The sequence below is a fragment of the Priestia aryabhattai B8W22 genome, from assembly GCF_000956595.1.
In the GTDB taxonomy this organism is placed as follows: Bacteria; Bacillota; Bacilli; order Bacillales; family Bacillaceae_H; genus Priestia; species Priestia aryabhattai.
This window is the reverse complement of record NZ_JYOO01000044.1, coordinates 1-18,184: the sequence shown is the minus strand read 5'-3', so window position 1 is coordinate 18,184 and position 18,184 is coordinate 1. Positions and strand designations below refer to the sequence as shown.

Below are 18,184 nucleotides of genomic sequence, written 5' to 3'. Positions count from 1 at the left end.
TTTTGAATCACTATACAAAGCGAACATCGATTAAACCGCTTAACCTCATTTTGTTCCTTCATAAACCATCCGTTGAAATGGATAAGAAGGAAATTAGTAAACTCGCTTCAGCAGTAGCGGCTACGTATATGAAAGACGAAGAAGACATTGAGTTTGTTCTCAAAGATGTTAAATTTTCAGATGGAGAAGATTTAAGTACAGTATTAGTCCACATTAGTCCACGGATATGCTAATGGTAAAGAGAAGAAAAAAGAGGTGTCTGTCACAGTAGATTACGGTGATGATTACCGATTAACAGGGTACGGATACACTTAAAGAAAACCTATGTAGAGAACTCTGTACACCTTAATGGAAGCCTTACATACAAATAAACAAGTATACCTTAGATATTATGTATAACAAAAACGAGATGCAAACGATTATGCATCCCGTCATGTGAAGAAGGAAAAATCAGCTTTTAATGCAGCATATGATCTTTAAGGAACACCTCATTTACGTAATTCCGTTGCCTAATGAAACAGTAACTTGAAAAAGTATATTCTCTTTAACAAACACCTCATTTAAGCATTGAGCTAAAAAATATACAATGTGAACGAAATCGTTCTTGGTCTGGGACAAACACCTCATTTGTATAATGATAAATGAATATTATTGTCTACCCATTATATATATTCTTACTACGTTCATGACTACCATCCCCTTATGAATCAAACATACATCGATTTACAATAAGGTTTTCTGAAATATGCCTGCTGTAGACACCTCATCCCAAATGTAAGAAGCTTTGTAATGATTAGTTGTAATCAATAACTTGTTTTCCTTCTTCCCTATATAGAATATCCCAATAGCCACTTTATAATTCAATAAAGCTAACAGGTGTTTTTTGGATTACATATATCCTTTATTTATAAGAAAGATTAAATAATGAATGATTATGAATAGCTATAATAAATGGAGATATACACATATTCAATATGCTCGAGCATTCATAAGCTATGCTACATATGCCTATCATAAGTCTTGGTAGGGGAAAGATGAGTAGTTAGAACTTGTTGAAGGGGCTATTTTCCTTATTTGCTATCAATCCTACTATGTGTTACACTACAGATAACTTATTTTTGTTCGGTATATTGAGAAAAGAAAAAACCCTAATGAGAAGTTTTTATCTTGAAATAGTATGTTTGGGCAAGATTAGTAATACATTTGTGGAGTATTCCACAGCAGGAGGCAACATTATGACACAAGGTACAGTAAAATGGTTTAACGCAGACAAAGGTTTCGGTTTCATCGAAGTTGAAGGCGGAGACGATGTATTCGTTCATTTCAGTGCTATTCAAGGTGAAGGTTTCAAATCATTAGAAGAAGGTCAAAAAGTTACTTTTGATATTGAGCAAGGTCAACGCGGAGCACAAGCTGCTAACGTTCACAAAGCATAATCAAAAGCGATAACAAAAAAGATTCCTATGAAGGAGTCTTTTTTGTTATGGTCTCATAATTAGCATACTATTGGTTCAATAGAAAACCCAGGCTTTGAAAAAGCCTGGGTTTTAGACAAGACGATTGATACAAGGTTAACTAGTTATAACATACAATAGAAATAGAAAGCAAACATGAACCAAGACTTTTTTATGGATAGATAGTGTTTAATCTTTAAGAAAGCATAGGTTTGTATTATCTTCTATGCGGATTACGGGGGATTTTATCAATAAGCCGTTTTTTAGCTTCCATCTGACTTTTACACAAAGGACATTTCTGATGACTATCGTAAGAGAAGTCTTTCCTCATCCAGCCTTTACACTCTTCTACTGTACATTCCCAAATTTCTGTTTCCTCTTGAATCGGAGGTTCTTCATTTCTTTTACTATAATACATATTAATCACTGCTCCTCTCTTTAGAAGTATACCTTATAAAGAGAGCATAAATACTTTATATCTTTTATTTCGTTCATATTTCACTAGCATCGATCTCGTATTTGAAAATAAGAGTGAAAAGGAGGAGTTTGGATATTAAGACACAACAATCAATATTTGATGAATAGCTGTTAGTGTGATGTGTAACATACAATGGAAATACAAAGTGTACTAATACCTTTGCGTTTTCTTGTGGGGGGTTTTATTGTTTAGAAGTTAGAGTAGTTTGCTCAATTTAATACACTTTATTCTTACACAATATCTTCATTACTTTTTCTAAAAGTAAAATGTTTTCTTTCATTAGTACTTTCATGTCGGCGAGATCAAGTAGAATATATTCTTCTTTTAAACGTTCTAATTCCTCTCACGAACAGAGATCCTGTATAGTACCCGTAATACGTCATGAATGCATATCACCTTAAGTGTCCATTATCGACTAAGAGAAGTAGGAAAGGGTGGAAAGAAATTTGATAAGTTACTTCATCCATCGCTATATGAACGAATTCTCGCTTTTCGAGAACGACGTCATGTCAGTACAGCATTAAATTCAAATGATCAAGGTCCATTATTTCCAACTAAAGATGGTATTATCAATATAAAAACTTAAGTAATTATATTGTGCGTATCATTGAACGAACAGAATTACCTTTTGTAAAAGAACGGAATGACAGGATTACGCCTCATTATTTTCGTCATTTTTATGCGATTTATAGTAGGCAGCAGGGAGCTGATATTTTTCTAATTCAAAAAGAGCTTGGACATAGTGACCGTAAAACAACGGAACGTTATTTGGAGAAAGTCTTGCAGCGAGAACAAGAAATTGGATTGTTGTGGAAGGAACAAGATTTTTAATGGTAGGTGTTAAAACAGAATGCTAACAGAAATATTTGGATTAAAATAATAACAAGCCATTTTATAGCTGTTTTTATGGTTCTGGTGCAAAAAATACTTAATGGTAGCGATACTGAACTAGCTACTAATTAGATAATGAAGTTAAGATTCTTTAGATAATATGTAGCTACTGCAGTATGCTTGCCTGTCCAATCGAAAAATAACAAAGAACCCTTACTGCAGTAAGAGATCGGTAGATGATTACATAATATGTTTTCTTTTTTGACTTCTGGTATGAATATAAATAAGCCCCCTATTTAAGAGGCTTATTATCAAAAGAACGAATTCAACTAAGTGTTACATCGGTATTCTCTCAATTTTGTTAATTTATTTAACAATGCCATACCGGACAATCTCTACTTCTACTTTGGATTTAAACTTTACGTTTTTAAAATAGCTTTCTTTATCCTTTTTTAACCAGAATCCATGATGAAAAGCAATTAGTCGTCTTCCGATGCCAAACGCATCACAATTAGCTCCTTGCAATTTGTGGATTACTTCTCCTGCTTCACTAGTGAAGCTTTTTGAGAGTTCTTCATTTAGTTGATTAAGTTTCTTAGGTACATTTCCTATAGGGAATTCTTCTACTGCTAAATCTAAGCGTAGGTTTAGATTTACAGAAACGTCTCCGTCATTATTTACTGAAACATCTAGTTTACGTCTCATATTATCAACATTCAGAGAAATAAAATTTGTCATCTTGGACTTATTATCATTTATGTTTTTTGTAAAACGCGCATATTTTCCTCTCTTATTATTTAGTAAAAGAAAAAGTGTGGATTCTTCTCGAGATAGAGTTCCTGCTAATTTTCTGTCATTAAATAATGCTAGGCCTTCCACATCAATAGCCGTACCATTATGGCCTATTTTTAATAAAGGAAGAACAATGTCTTCACCTGGATCAAGTATCTCTGAAGCAAGAGACTGTATGGTTTCGTCAGGAATGATGGTATTTGTTTCAGTACTTTGTATTAAATTTAAGATGTTTTGACTAATACTTGATTCTAATTTAGGTTTAACACGGAGTATATCTACTGCAGCTCCTTTTACTACTGCCAATTTAGCACTCATAGAACTACGTGGATCACGCCAAATTACATCTAAAGATGGATAAATATCACCTTTTGCAAATTGTTCACCGAATAATATAAGCTTATTTTTCGAAGCATCTAAATTACCAGGTATTTCTGTATTTAATTTCATACGTCCTTCTCTAGGCGTATTTGCAATTGTAGACAGAGTTTGACTATTACTAGCTTGAGTCTCTTGTCCTGATGTCAATAAGTTGCTATAAATATCAGGTATTGCAATTCCAAATAAAAATTTATCATCGTCAGTGCGATCAAAAGTTATAGTTTGTATTAGGATGGCGTTTTTCATCAAATTTTGATCCCAGCACCCTGTTGTTAGCAATATGCATATACTGATTGTAACTAACCTTTTAATCTTCATACACTGTGATCTCCGGACCTTTTTTTAGCAAAGAAAAACGAAAATAAGAATAGAAATAATGGTATGACCACGATAAATCCTAAGTGTGCTGGTTCTAAAATCTTATTAAATTTCTGAAGATCAGTTTCATTTCTAGGAAGAAGAGCGATTATGAAAACAATCCCCGCAGTACATGGAAGAAACCTAGCGTGACTGGCACGTCCAAAAAAGTATTTGAAACCATTAGAGGCAAGAAAAATCCAGCTTGCGATAGATGTAACAACAGATATAACCCAAATGGATAAGAAAAACAAATCAATTCGTTCAACAATCTGAAAGGAATAGGATTTAATCATATACAACAAAGGCTGGGGAGTAAGATAGAGATCTTGCCTAGTTTCAAAAAAGATTAGACTAGCAAACACCATATACGTATAAAACAGCGTTACGAAAAGGTTAGCACTTGAAACCGCAACAAGTTTACGTCCATCAGTTGCTTTTACATATGGATAGAGAAAAAGCATAAACTCAAATCCTAACATTGAAAATATAGCTTCTTTAGAGCCCTTTACTATATTTGGTATACCGGATTGACCGATAGGAAAGATGTATAGAAAATTAGCATCTTTCAGTGCATATGTAACTAAACCAAATAGGATAATTAATAATGGTGTAACAAGTACATAAAAACGAGCAATGCTTCTTAAAGTATCTTTTACAAGATACACGCAAACTCCTAACGTTAAAAGAATTAATATCCAATTTGGTGTCCTCTGTAGAATCCACGTATCAATTACTTGAATGAAACGAGATAAAACTAGACTTCCTGTAACAATAAAGTAAATGGCATAAAAGAAAACAATAATTTTTCCTAACCTTTTTCCTATTAAACGAGGGATTATTTCGTAAATAGTTAAAGACGGAAATTTTCTGCCAAGACCCCACAAAACCAGAATAATGACTTGCACCATTGCCCCTGCAATTAAAGTTGATATCCATCCATCGTTTTTTGATATTAGTGATACGTCATGAGGTAGTGATAAAATACCAACTCCAATTTGAGCTTGAATAATGATAAAAAACAATTGTGTATTTGAAATTCTATTTTCTTTTCGTATCATTGTAGTTCCATCCCCTTAAAGGATCTTGTTGTTTAATATGTTTAGGATGTGAATCTAATGGTCGTGTTTTTAATTTCCAAATGGGCAATCGTAAAAAAGTATCTTTAATATCTTTTATTCTAAGTGGAGCAAATGGAGCAAAGTAGGGCGTACCAAAAGATTCTAACTTACATAAATGAGCTAAAAGAACAATATATCCAAAGACAATTCCAACAAATCCAAATGAGGCAGCGAGAAACATAAAAGGAAAGCGTAATAACCGGACCGCGTCACTCATTCCATGGGATGGAACACAAAAAGAAGAAATAGCAGTTAGAGCGACAACAACAATCATTGTAGTTGAGATAAGCCCTGCCTGAACGACGGCGTCCCCAATAACCAGCCCTCCAACTATACCAATGGTTTGACCAATTCTTGAGGGAAGGCGTATTCCAGCCTCTCGAATTAATTCAATGGTTAATTCCATAATTAACGCTTCAATCAATGGGGGAAAGGGGATTTTATTAATTGAACTTCCAACAGGGTTTACAAGCTCATCAGGCAATACTTCAAAGTGAAAGGCGATAACAGCAATATAAAAAGCTGGCAATATAATCGAAATCAAAAAACTAGCATGTCGAATAGCACGTATAAACGTCCCAATTATCCACCGAGAACTATAATCGTCTGGTGACTGATAAAAAGCAAAAAAGGTAACCGGAAAAAGTAAAGCAGTTGGGCTTCCTTCCATTAAGACAGCAACTCTGCCTTCATTTAAATGTCCTGCCACACGATCTACTCTTTCTGTATTTAATAGTTGAGGAAAAGGTGATAGTGTAGAATCTTCTATTAATTCTTCCAAAAATCCAATATTTACAACGTTATCCATCGATATGGATTTTATCCTATATTCACATTCATGAATTATTTCTTCATTAACAAGGTTATTTAAATAAACAAGTGCTATTTTAGATTTCACTTGTGTACCAGTAGGAAGATACTTCACGGATAGATTAGGACTTTGCACTGTTTTTCTAAGTAAGTGAAGGTTGGTCAAAAGGGTTTCAATAAACCCATCATGAGATCCTTGAACAACTTTTTCGTTCTCCGGTTCTGTAATAGAACGTTCTTTTGATAGAGAGACATCAACAATAAACAGCTTTGCATAACCGTCTAAACTCAGAACACAAGAACCTTCTAAAAGCGCAGCCTCAACCTGATTAAAAACAGTGGCAGACTGGAAGTTAGCACCGAGCATATCCGAGATTGGTTCCAAGGGTGATTGTAAACAAGGATTCAAAACGTATTTTTGTATCTTTTCCTTATCTACCATTGTTTCAAGATAAATAATGACGCCCTGTACAGTCTTTATCTCTAAACTTTTTATAACTAAATCCTCTGTATTTGAAAAAATTTGATTTATTGTGGAGATATTCTCTTTAATTGTTGAGAAAGCATGGTTAGAGACTTTTTCTCTTTTTTTTGAAGGATTATTTTCATTTTTATCCTTGTTATACTTTAATAATTTTTTAATGAACTTCATTAAATCTAAGCTCCTATGTTTTTATTTAAGGATATTTTCCCCACTAATTATCGATGTATGTAAAAGATTCCAGTGATTTAACTTTCTTTTACGTATCTTTTGTAATGTCAGGGAGATTGTCAAGTGAATTAAAATTGTTTATCTGTAAGTTTAATTACATTAGCCTGAAAGCTGTATAACTATATAACTTTTACATTCGAAACTATGTTAAAAATAAGTTGAATGAATGCTCAATAATCTATGGCTATGCTATGTTGTATAGACAATTCTGGGGCACTTACTTTTTAGATAGGATAGCTGAGTCCAGTGATCAAATTGGCTGTTTGGAAGGTGTCTAAAAGAATAAAATAAAGCAGTAGCATAGCTATATAACCCTATTCCATTTGAAGAAAAACTTCAGCAAGGAAAAAAATAACAGGATTAATGGATTTTAGTGGAGGGTAAAGTCAACTAACTATTTTAAAAGGAGAGAATGATTTATGGGAATTCTATGGACGCTAATTGTAGGTGGAATTATCGGCTGGCTCGCTAGTTTACTTACAGGACGTGATGTTCCTGGAGGTATTATCGGCAATATTATCGCAGGTTTTATTGGCTCTTGGTTAGGTAGTCTGATCTTAGGAAGTTGGGGACCAGTCATTGGTGGCTTTGCGATCATCCCCGCCATTATTGGATCAATCGTATTGGTATTAATTGTAAGTTTTATTCTAAGAAAAATGGGACAAAAAAAGAATCATGGTTATCATGCATAATAAATTAAAAAATAAATTGGAGTGATTAAAAATGAGAGAAGAAAGTGAATTTGTGTTAGACGACTTTGTTGAAGATAATCAATTTGAATTAGATTCTTACCTTACTTATTTGTTCGATCAAATTAATCATGATAACGAAATTCTGTTAGAAACTTAATGACAAACCAAATATTTTATTATAAAGAAAAAGAGTAAAGAATAATAAATCAGAATATAACATAAGCGACCTTAGTAACTTTGTTTACGATACATAGGGTCGTTTATTGTTATGGAAAATGTTTGAAAATAAAGTGAAGATATTCTTCTTAATAGGCCCTGTTGAAAGATTATTGATCACTTTACCTACTGCTTTATTAAAAACCGGTTGGTCCTAGTCTCCGACTAAAGGCCTTTCATGGTGCCAAACAGATGATTGTACATATGATTAAAAAGGCACAACCTCTGTTGAGAAAAGTCTGTCCATTATTAAATAGATTTTATCTACTTTAATAAGCCAACGATTTATTAAATCATTTCATGGCAAAGGAGATGGAAGTATGTTTGGATTCAGTGATATGCCTAAGTTCTTGTTTTCTTTCTTACTTGTACTACCACTTGTGTCTCTTGTTCATCAATTAGGTCATTCTATCATGGCGATCTTTTTCGGAGGGAGAGTGGATTTTACCATTGGAAAAGGAAAAACGATTTTTAAATGGAAGAAAATTAAAATAAAATCTGTTTACTTTTTGGATTCTTTTTGTGTATATGAAAAACTAAAATACGACAACCGATTTACCCATGCTTGTGTCTATGCTGGAGGTGCCATTGCTAATTTAGCTTCTATTTTCCTTATAAATGGTTTAGTTATGGATGACATCCTTTCAGCAAGTCTCTTTTCTTACCAATTTGTCTATTTTTCTGTTTATTATATTGTCTTCTCGCTACTGCCTATTAAATTTACAGAAACAACTTCAAGCGATGGACGTGCTATTTATGATGCATTGAGGTATGGAAAAATAACATGTAACCCTGATTAATAAGGCTGAAATAATGATAGAGATTGAAAGATCAACAAAGCTACATATTATTTCGTTTGTGCAATAAGTTAGACAGTAAAAATAAAACTACTTTAAATAATGTAGTTAATTCAGTAATCAGTATTGATGTTGATAATAATTGATAACAAAAAACCTTCTACTCCTGTCAGGTAGAAGGTCATTTGTGTGATGGAAATGTCATTATATACCCTGCGAGAAAGGTAACATATACCGTCTAAAGTAGAACATAATGAGCAGCAGTGGCAGCGTGAAGGATTGTATATTTCAGATTTTAAAAATAAGTAAATAAAATTATATAAAAAAGAGAAGGACTTTAATCTTCTCTTTTTCTACAACATCAATGATTAAGCTTTGCTAAAAAGGCCTTATACTGGATTTAGATATAAGGCTTTTTCTAATGTCATTCATTGTAGTTTATTAATTACAATTTATAATTTATATATAATTACCGATTCTTAAGCATCTTGTCGTTATAACCAAACAGCCATGTCAGAATAAATGATACAGCAAAGGCAATCAAATTAACGAAAATATAGATAAAAATCTGATTATTCAAGTACAATAATAATCCTGGAATAGCTGTAACAGACATTCCTGTTGCTTTTAGATGAAAAATCGAGGCTAAGAATCCCCCTACTGCTCCTCCTATAAGGCCCATTATAAAGGGTTTAAAGAACCTTAGGTTTACTCCAAATATAGCCGGTTCTGTAATTCCTAAAAAGGCTGAAAATGCTGATGGGAATGCTAATGCTTTCACTTTTTTATTTTTAGATTTCAATCCAACTGCTAGCGTTGCAGCCCCTTGAGCTACGATTGCGCTAGTAATTAATGGATTGAATGGATTAAATTTTGTATCAGCTAATAATTGAATTTCAAGTAAATTAAATATATGATGAACGCCAGTAATTACAACAACTTGTTGTAGGCCACCAATAATAATACCAGCTAAACCAAACGGTAAATCTAAAATTGCTTTTGTGCTTGTTAGAATTACGTTTTCTAATGAATGAAAGACTGGTCCGATAGCGAAGAGACCTAATGTAATCATGATTAATAATGTTAGAAATGGCGTGAGTATTAAATCAATTGAATCGGGCACTTTTTTACGAATCCAACGCTCTAATTTTGCTCCTATAAGACCTACAAAGAAAGCTGGTAAAACAGAACCCTGATATCCTACAACTGGAATAAATCCAAAGAAGTGAATAGGATGTGCGTCTCCTGAACCTACTGCATATGCGTTTGGAAGTGCTGGATTTACTAACATTAATCCCAAGACAATTCCTAGAACAGGGCTTCCACCAAATACTTTAAAGGCTGACCATGCAATTAATGCTGGTAAGAATGCAAAAGCTGTATCTGTGACAACTTGTGTAAACATTATAAAGTTTTCAGGGATATCATTGGGTGTATAACCCAACCAATTTAACACTGTTTCTTGAGTTAGTACCCCACGTAAACCCATAAATAATCCGGTTGCAACAAGAACTGGAATAATTGGAACGAAAACGTCACCAAAGGTTCGGATAGCTCGTTGAAAAGCGTTTCCTTGTTTCTTAGCTTCTGCTTTTACTTCAGCTGTAGACGTGCCTTTAATACCCAACTCATTTACTGCTTCATATACTTTATTAACAGTTCCTGTACCAAAGATAATTTGGTATTGTCCTGAATTATAAAATGCACCTTTTACTTTCTCTATATTTTCGACTGCTTCTTGATTTACTTTTGTTTGATCATGTACCATAATACGCAATCTTGTTGCACAGTGAGCAAATGATGAAATGTTTTCCCTTCCACCTATTGCCTCAACTACTTTGCTAGCTATGTCTTTGTAACCCTTTTCCATTTGATGATAACACCCCTTTGGTGATGATAATATAATGAAATTGTAATAAGAAAAAAACTAACATTCGTGATCCGATCGCGACTATATTTCTTGCTATCTATAAAAGATATAGCCCGAACAAATAGGAACCGGTTCCAAAAAAACTAAAAAACAACATACATGTAGTTAAATGTTTCCTTTCATAGGAGCCAATTTCGTTAAGTAAGAAGTCAACTTGGAACCGGTTTCTTTCGCTTATTATAGTTTATGAAATAAGAAAATGTCAACGCTTTCTTTTGTTAGTCAGAGATTCTAAATTCCAGATCTTAAAAAACAAACATAGCTATATAAAAAAGAAGGTACTTGAAGTGTGCGTAATTACGCATATAAAGCTTGTATTAACGCGGTAACGTTACTGAATTAGCCACTGATTAGGTCACGAAGTCGCAATTCTTTAGATACTATGTAGCTACTGCAGTAAGCTTGCCTATCCACTCAAAAAATAACAAAGATTTTATTTAACTGCACCTAAATATTTAAAGAAGGATTTATTTTACTGTTATTGAATCTATACAGGACGGTTTATTTCAAATCTCAATTGCAGAGAGGGGAAATGATAATGGCCACTGGAAGAGAACGGGCGGCAAGGAGTATTTTGGGTCAATCAGGATTGAGGAATAGGAATCCAGACAATGCTACGTTTGATGAAAAAGGAACAAAGCCTCGTACCTCAAATTTTGAAAAAGTTGCGACTCCTCGTGAGGGTTCTACTCGAATAGCAAGGATGGCAGAAGAATATAGAGCTGAATATAAAAGAGTAAAAAGAAGAGAACAATTTTTGCAAGACACAATAGATTTATTAAGTGATTGTAATAACAAACAGTCCGTTAGAGAGTTAAAGGAATTAATTAATTTAGCAAAAGAGCGATTAATAATGTATCAAGGTAAATAGAAATTATTCCTTTTTTATTACGGATATAGTATAACACTAATACGTTCACATACACGTTTGTGTGAGTGCATTTTTGCTAGGAGAGAGCAGCCAGTATATGATGGTTGCTCTTTTCATTTTTAAGGAAATATGATTACATGAAAGATTGGTTTAGAGTATTCACTCTGAGAGATGGTTCAAAGAGAGAAATTAGAATTGATTACGACAAATATAGGCTTTTTCTTTTCTAATTTAGTTACCATAAGTTTGATTTTAGGAACCAATTAAAATCTTTTCTATAAAAAATAAATGTAGTTAGTCCAAGATTAATTCTCGTTAAAAACTAAGGTGTTTAAAACATAGCTGTCATTCTTATTTCCAAAGACAATTATTTTACTGAAAGAGTATTTAGGGTGAAGGAATCTTTCTATATTCCTTATTCCAAATTACTTGACTAGAAGATGATCTTATAGTGATTTTTACCTTTAGGGGAATTTAAAAACTATAAATAACTTCATATTTACATGATTGGATAACATTTGTAAGTTAAAGACTTATCTATCATAATGACGCTAGTAAATGTAGTGTCAATAGTTTTTAATTCAGTGGAATTGTTCGTATCCTCTGTGAAAGCTTCATCAACGTATCAAGTTTACTTTTCTGCTGTAATCTAATTTATTAAAAGCTATGGGAACAAGGATATTACATAATTTTATTCATAGTTTCTTATTTGTAATTATATTTGAAAATAGTTTTGTAACAGTTTCAAATGAGTCCAAGGGTGAACTTTATCAAAATAAAGTTTTAATTTAATTAGACAGCGTTTTTTAAAGGGATAGTCAATTAGGAAAGCTATTAGCTCATTCTGGAATACCTGAATATTAAATATAAAAAATATGTCAGGTTATCTAACCATATATTTGCATAAAACCTTAAAAGTAATATAATCATTCTATCGTATGAACAAAAGTGTTCAAAAATAAAAAAATGAACACTTTCGTAAAAAAAATATGTACAAAACCCATCAAAGGTGTTTATAATACATTCTTATAAAGATAAAATGTTCTAAAAATTATAAATTAATACATTATTTTAAACTTTTAGAACCGGTTATCTGATAAATATTGATAATTTGAAGATAGTATTGGCCAGTACTACGAAACACATCAATTTTAAAATTAGAAATCTATTAAAACTTTTAAGGGAGAGAATAGTACAATGACAACAACTCTTACAGAAATCAAAGCATATAAACACGAGCCTTTTACAGACTTCAAGCTTGAAGAAAATAAAAAAGAATTCAAAAAAGCTTTAGAAACTGTACACTCCCAACTTGGAAAAGATTATCCCCTAGTTATTGGTGATGAGTTAATTACAACAGATGAAAAAATTGTATCAATTAACCCAGCAAATAAAGTAGAGGTTATTGGACGAGTGTCTAAAACGAATCAAGAATTAGCTGAAAAAGCTATGCAAACAGCTCTTTCTACATTCAATACATGGAAAAAAGAAAATCCAGAAGTACGCGCAAACATTTTATTCCGTGCAGCTGACATTATCCGTCGTCGTAAACATGAATTCTCAAGCTATTTAGTTAAGGAAGCTGGTAAGCCTTGGAATGAAGCTGATGCAGATACAGCAGAAGCTATTGATTTTCTAGAGTTTTATGCACGCCAAATGTTGAAGTTAAAGGACGGAGTACCTGTACAAAGTCGTGAAGGCGAAGAAAATAAATTTAATTATATCCCACTTGGTGTAGGAATCATTATTTCTCCATTTAATTTTCCGTTAGCTATTATGGCAGGAACTGCAGCTGCAGCAATCGTTACGGGAAACACAATCTTATTAAAACCTGCTGATGCAACTCCTGTCGTAGCAGCGAAATTTGTAGAAGTAATGGAGGAAGCTGGGCTTCCTAAAGGAGTACTAAATTTTATTCCAGGCGTTACACCTGAGATTGGCGACTATTTAGTTCAACATCCTAAAACACGTTTTGTTTCATTCACAGGTTCTCGTGAAGTTGGTTGCCGTATTTATGAAAAAGCATCAAAAGTACAACCAGGTCAAAAATGGTTAAAACGTGTTATTGCTGAAATGGGTGGAAAAGATACAGTGGTTGTTGATAAAGATGCAGATTTAGATTTAGCAGCATCTTCTATCGTGTACTCTGCATTCGGCTTCTCAGGACAAAAATGTTCAGCTGGTTCTCGTGCTGTGGTTCATCAAGATGTGTATGACATTGTACTTGAAAAAGCAGTTGCATTAACAAAAACATTAAAAGTAGGGAATCCAGAAGATGTATCTACTTATATGGGACCTGTTAGTCACGAGGCTTCTTATAACAAAGTATTATCTTATATTGAAATTGGTAAGAAAGAGGGTTGCTTGATGACAGGTGGAGAAGCAGATGACTCTAAGGGTTACTTCATCCAGCCCACAATCTTCGCAGATGTCGATGAAAAAGCACGCCTAATGCAAGAAGAGATTTTTGGTCCAGTAGTAGCTTTCTGTAAAGCACGCGATTTCGATCATATGATGGAGATTGCAAATAATACTGACTATGCTTTGACAGGTGCCTTGCTTTCTAGTACACCTGCTCATATTGAAAGAGCAAAAGAAGAATTTCATGTAGGTAATCTTTATTTCAACCGTGGTTGTACAGGTGCAATTGTAGGGTATCATCCGTTTGGTGGATTTAACATGTCTGGAACTGATTCAAAAGCAGGAGGACCGGATTACTTAATCCTGCACATGCAAGCAAAAACAACAAGTACAGCACTTTAAAAACAATGGGACAGCTTTTCGAGGCTGTCCCGGTTTTAAAGAAAGGTACATATATTTAGGGGGGATTTTCATGTTAGCAGAGGTTTCAAAAAATGTTTTTCTTCATGTTTCTCAAAACAGAGTACTAAATAAGGCTGCAAAAAAATGGGGTCTTAAATTTGGAGCTTCCCAAGTTGTGGCGGGGGACACAATTGAGAGCGCCATCAAGAAAGTAAATCAATTAAATCAAAAGGGGTTAGTTTGCACTCTCGATCATTTAGGAGAATTTGTATCCAGTAGAGAAGAAGCTGTAGAAGCAACACAGTATAACGTGCGTACATTAGAAGCTATGGGGGAATCAGGTGTAAAGTGTAATCTATCCGTTAAAATGACCCAGCTTGGTTTAGATATTGATTCAAATTTCTGTTTGGAAAACATGCGTCGAATCCTTGAAACAGCAAAAAAGTATAATAATTTTGTACGAATTGATATGGAAGACTATGCACATTGCCAAATTACATTAGATATCTTAAAAGAATTACGTCAAATATATGGTTATGATAACGTAGGTACAGTTATTCAAGCATATTTATTTCGAGCTGAGCAAGATGTAAAAGACTTAAAAGGCATTTCTCTTAGGTTAGTTAAAGGGGCTTACCAAGAATCTCCTACAGTAGCTTATCAAGAAAAGAAGGAAATAGACAATAATTACATGAGAATTATTGAAGAACATCTATTAAGTGGAAGCTATACAGCCATTGCCTCTCATGATCATAATATTATCGAAAAAGTAAAAGAATTTGCTAAAAAACATCACATTAATCGTAATCAATTTGAGTTTCAAATGCTATACGGATTTAGAACCGATATGCAGTTGAGTTTAGCTAAAGAAGGCTATAAAATGCGTGTGTATGTCCCTTTTGGAAATGACTGGTTTGGATATTTTATGCGTCGTATGGCAGAAAGACCACAAAATGTTGCATTTGCACTAAAAGGCTTTTTTTCTAAATGAATATCTAAATTTTCATAATATTTAGATATCTTTGAGGTTCTGTCAAAAAAATTAAAGAGCCTTTGTTATGTGAGCAAAGGCTTTTTCTGATGACTTTCTTCTCTACTCCACTATTAAATTTTCTTTCTTTATGGATAGGAATATTAATTTTTACAAAGGAGGTTATAAAATATGTACGATCAACAGCCTGAGCTCAAAAAAGAACTAAAAACGCGGCATATTACCATGATTTCTCTTGGTGGTGTCATTGGTGCTGGACTATTTATTGGAAGTGGAACATTAATTAACACTGCAGGACCCGGTTCAATTATCTCGTACGCATTTGCTGGTTTATTAGTCATTTTAGTAATGCGGATGCTAGGTGAAATGTCAACAGCCAATCCATCCAGTGGGTCTTTTGCTACTTACGCCAGAGAGGCACTTGGACCATGGGCTGGATATACTATTGGTTGGTTGTACTGGTTCTTTTGGGTTATTGTTATTGCGGTAGAAGCAATAGCTGGTGCAACAATTATTCAATATTGGTTTCCTTCTTTGCCATCCTGGTCCGTGAGCTTAATTCTTACCTTTCTGTTAACTTTAACTAACATATTTTCTGTTAAATCTTTTGGTGAATTTGAATATTGGTTTTCTTTAATTAAAGTGGTAAGTTTGGGTCTGTTTTTAATCCTTGGTGGAGCTATTATATGTGGTTTTATACCAGGAGTAGAATCACCTGGTACATCAAACCTTCTCGACAGAGGTGGATTCCTTCCCAATGGAATAAGTTCGATCTTCTTAGGAGTAACTGTTGTAATGTTCTCCTTTATGGGAACAGAGATTGTAGCCACAGCTGCAGGAGAATCACCTCATCCAGAAAAAGCAATTATATCCGCAACAAATACCGTCATCTATAGAATTTTACTTTTCTATCTTGGCTCTATCCTGATTCTTGTAACAGTTCTTCCTTGGGATTCTTCTAGTTTGATGAAAAGCCCTTTTGTATCGCTCTTAGAAATTGTCAATATTCCAGCAGCAGCTCAAGTAATGAATTTTATCTTGTTAACAGCTGTACTTTCTTGCTTAAATTCAGGTCTTTATACAAGTTCTCGTATGTTATTTTCTATGGCTCAGAAAGGAGATGCTCCTAAGCTGTTTTTAAAGGTGAATAGAAAAGGAATCCCCTTTAATGCAATTATAGGCTGTACAATTATTTCTTATATCAGCGTAGGTTTTAATTATCTTTCTCCTGATAAGATTTTTTTGTTTCTAGTCAATGCTTCTGGGGGAGTCGCCCTTCTTGTATATTTGGTAATCGCTTTCTCTCAATTACGTATGCGTAAAAATTATGAAAAGGAGCAGCCTGAGAAACTCAAAATAAGAATGTGGCTATTTCCTTACTTGACATACGGCACGATTGTTGGCATTACTAGTATTTTTATCGCAATGCCTTTTATTGATTCTTTACGTACACAGTTCTTTTTAACTTTACTCATAGCTTTATTCATTGTAGGATCTTTCTTTCTTACAAAAAACAGAAGGAATATAACAAAAGTAGAAGTAGAGAAAAATATTTCTTAAATTTAAAGCCAATACAAATAAAGGAGCTATTTTTATGTGGATAATCACTACTTATTCAAATCTAAACAATACTACGATGTTTGAATATGAAAACGAAATAGAAGCAAGAAAAACCTTTAGAGAGATCCAAGGTTGTAAAATCCTTTCGGAGGTTATTTATTTTAGTGATTCTAAATTAGAGTTGGATGTATACTAATCCCTTTTATTGTATGATTCATTATAAAAAGCTCGTCTAAAATAAGCTTATCTCTAAGAGTAAGCAATTTTCAGACGAGCTTTTCCTATTATATAGTAGTCACATCAAGCGTATTTTCATGTTGCTTCACTAACTTATAAAACGTTGTCTTTTTTAAGTTTGCCTCCTTCATTGCTTGTACAGCTGTAATTTCTGTTTGCTTCCATCGATTATAAACTTCAATAAACTCCCTACTGACTTGAGCTTTAGGTCGCCCAAAAGATACTCCCTTATTTAGCTCAGCATCAATAATACCCTCACGTTGTCGCTTACGAATTCGGTCCCGTTCTTCTTGAGCCATCCAAGACAAAATTTGAAGAACTAGATCGGCAATGAATGTTCCTAAACTGTCCTTGTACTGAGTTGTATCAAGCAATGGCATATCCAACACGACAATATCAGCCTCAGTCTCTTTTTTAATCGCATTCCACTCTTGTAAGATTTCTTCTTTATTACGACCAAAACGATCTAACAAATGAATATAAAGGATATCCCCTTTGCCAATCATTCGCTTCAATAATTGATACTGTTCTCGATTAAAGTTTTTACCACTTTGTTTATCAATGAAAATATCTCGAGGAGAAATACCTACTTCTTGCATAGATTGAAGTTGATGACCTTCATTTTGATCTCGACTACTCACACGTATATATCCAAATCTTCTGCTTTCCTTTTTTATACTCCTTTTATAGGTTTATTCCTCTTATTCTATCAAAAAAACGTTCGTAAAAGTTCATTTACAAAAGAGAACGTTCGTAATTTATTTTTAAACTTAAATGAACCACAAAAATGATAAATTTCTTATAAAAACTAAAAGTCCGTAAATATATACTTTTATGAACTATATATTTTGTGTTATTGTTAAATTTATACAAATAATTCCACTTTAAATATAGGTTTAAATACTATATCCATAATTGCATAAAAAAGCCTATTCCCTGGTGCTGTGATGTGGGAATAGGCTCAATGAGTTAAGATGACATTTCGAAAAATCTCCAATTAACATGCCTTTTTTATTTTACAACAAATCAAATTAGAAAACGATTACATTTTTTTGTTTTAAACACAAAAAATTCGCAGCTTAGAAAGAGTGGTGGACTCGTTGGAGTTGGGTTTTAAGAACCAATATGCACGAGTATATATTTTCCTTTATCAACTACCTTATCCCTATTTACATAATAAAAAGAAAAGCT

General features: G+C 33.3%; 15 protein-coding genes. 9 read left to right on the top strand and 6 right to left on the bottom strand.

Annotation, left to right across the window (positions count from 1 at the left end; genetic code table 11):
- The first annotated feature begins 2 nt into the window (after positions 1-2).
- Both N178_RS23295 and N178_RS23290 read left to right on the top strand, forming a co-directional pair.
- The gene (locus N178_RS23295; RefSeq protein ID WP_045295227.1) at positions 3-233 is read left to right on the top strand and encodes a hypothetical protein; all 231 of its coding nucleotides are present in this window, start codon (positions 3-5) and stop codon (positions 231-233) included.
- A 1,002-nt stretch (positions 234-1,235) separates the two neighbouring features.
- Positions 1,236-1,436 (top strand): cold-shock protein, encoded by a 201-nt coding sequence (locus tag N178_RS23290; RefSeq protein ID WP_045295226.1) that lies wholly within the window; start codon positions 1,236-1,238, stop codon positions 1,434-1,436.
- A gap of 235 nt (positions 1,437-1,671) precedes the next feature.
- Here N178_RS23290 and N178_RS23285 read toward each other — a convergent pair whose 3' ends face one another.
- The gene (locus N178_RS23285; RefSeq protein WP_045295224.1) at positions 1,672-1,872 is read right to left on the bottom strand and encodes a cold-inducible protein YdjO-related protein; all 201 of its coding nucleotides are present in this window, start codon (positions 1,870-1,872) and stop codon (positions 1,672-1,674) included.
- Between the two features lie 657 nt (positions 1,873-2,529).
- On the opposite strand from N178_RS23285, the gene N178_RS23280 reads away from it, so the two are divergent.
- Positions 2,530-2,763, top strand: a complete 234-nt coding sequence (locus tag N178_RS23280; RefSeq protein WP_045295223.1) for a site-specific integrase — start codon at positions 2,530-2,532, stop codon at positions 2,761-2,763.
- Positions 2,764-3,129: 366 nt separating this feature from the next.
- On the opposite strand, the gene N178_RS23275 is transcribed toward N178_RS23280, so the two are convergent.
- From N178_RS23275 to N178_RS23265, 3 genes are read right to left on the bottom strand one after another with little or no spacing between them, the layout of a single operon-like run.
- The gene (locus N178_RS23275) at positions 3,130-4,254 is read right to left on the bottom strand and encodes a Ger(x)C family spore germination protein (RefSeq protein WP_045295221.1); all 1,125 of its coding nucleotides are present in this window, start codon (positions 4,252-4,254) and stop codon (positions 3,130-3,132) included.
- The gene (locus N178_RS23270) at positions 4,251-5,354 is read right to left on the bottom strand and encodes a GerAB/ArcD/ProY family transporter (RefSeq protein WP_045295219.1); all 1,104 of its coding nucleotides are present in this window, start codon (positions 5,352-5,354) and stop codon (positions 4,251-4,253) included. The genes N178_RS23275 and N178_RS23270 overlap by 4 nt, the downstream gene beginning before the upstream one ends.
- Positions 5,335-6,876 carry a spore germination protein gene (locus N178_RS23265; protein WP_045295217.1) on the bottom strand — a complete coding sequence of 514 codons (1,542 nt, stop codon included), beginning with the start codon at positions 6,874-6,876 and terminating at the stop codon, positions 5,335-5,337. The genes N178_RS23270 and N178_RS23265 overlap by 20 nt, the downstream gene beginning before the upstream one ends.
- A 479-nt stretch (positions 6,877-7,355) precedes the next feature.
- Between N178_RS23265 and N178_RS23260 the strand changes: the two genes are divergently transcribed.
- Positions 7,356-7,628: a GlsB/YeaQ/YmgE family stress response membrane protein gene (locus N178_RS23260; RefSeq protein WP_045295216.1), complete on the top strand. Its 273-nt coding sequence runs from the start codon at positions 7,356-7,358 to the stop codon at positions 7,626-7,628.
- Positions 7,629-8,164: 536 nt separating this feature from the next.
- Positions 8,165-8,644, top strand: coding sequence for a site-2 protease family protein (locus N178_RS23255; RefSeq protein WP_045295214.1), 480 nt, complete (start codon positions 8,165-8,167; stop codon positions 8,642-8,644).
- A 466-nt stretch (positions 8,645-9,110) separates the two neighbouring features.
- Here the strand turns inward: N178_RS23255 and N178_RS23250 are convergent, their stop codons facing one another.
- Positions 9,111-10,511: a sucrose-specific PTS transporter subunit IIBC gene (locus N178_RS23250; RefSeq protein WP_045295213.1), complete on the bottom strand. Its 1,401-nt coding sequence runs from the start codon at positions 10,509-10,511 to the stop codon at positions 9,111-9,113.
- Positions 10,512-11,109: 598 nt separating this feature from the next.
- Here N178_RS23250 and N178_RS23245 point away from each other — a divergent pair.
- The 4 genes from N178_RS23245 (at position 11,110) to N178_RS23230 (ending at position 16,756) form a co-directional block, all read left to right on the top strand.
- On the top strand, positions 11,110-11,442 hold the full coding sequence (locus N178_RS23245) for a hypothetical protein (protein ID WP_045295211.1): 333 nt from the start codon (positions 11,110-11,112) through the stop codon (positions 11,440-11,442).
- A 1,197-nt stretch (positions 11,443-12,639) separates the two neighbouring features.
- Positions 12,640-14,205 carry an L-glutamate gamma-semialdehyde dehydrogenase gene (gene pruA, locus N178_RS23240; RefSeq protein WP_045295209.1) on the top strand — a complete coding sequence of 522 codons (1,566 nt, stop codon included), beginning with the start codon at positions 12,640-12,642 and terminating at the stop codon, positions 14,203-14,205.
- 70 nt (positions 14,206-14,275) lie between these two features.
- Entirely contained in the window at positions 14,276-15,196 is a 921-nt protein-coding gene (locus N178_RS23235) for a proline dehydrogenase family protein (protein WP_045295207.1), read from the top strand.
- Between the two features lie 171 nt (positions 15,197-15,367).
- Positions 15,368-16,756, top strand: a complete 1,389-nt coding sequence (locus N178_RS23230; protein ID WP_045295205.1) for an amino acid permease — start codon at positions 15,368-15,370, stop codon at positions 16,754-16,756.
- A 284-nt stretch (positions 16,757-17,040) separates the two neighbouring features.
- On the opposite strand, the gene N178_RS23225 is transcribed toward N178_RS23230, so the two are convergent.
- The gene (locus N178_RS23225; RefSeq protein ID WP_045295203.1) at positions 17,041-17,670 is read right to left on the bottom strand and encodes a recombinase family protein; all 630 of its coding nucleotides are present in this window, start codon (positions 17,668-17,670) and stop codon (positions 17,041-17,043) included.
- Positions 17,671-18,184 lie beyond the last annotated feature (514 nt).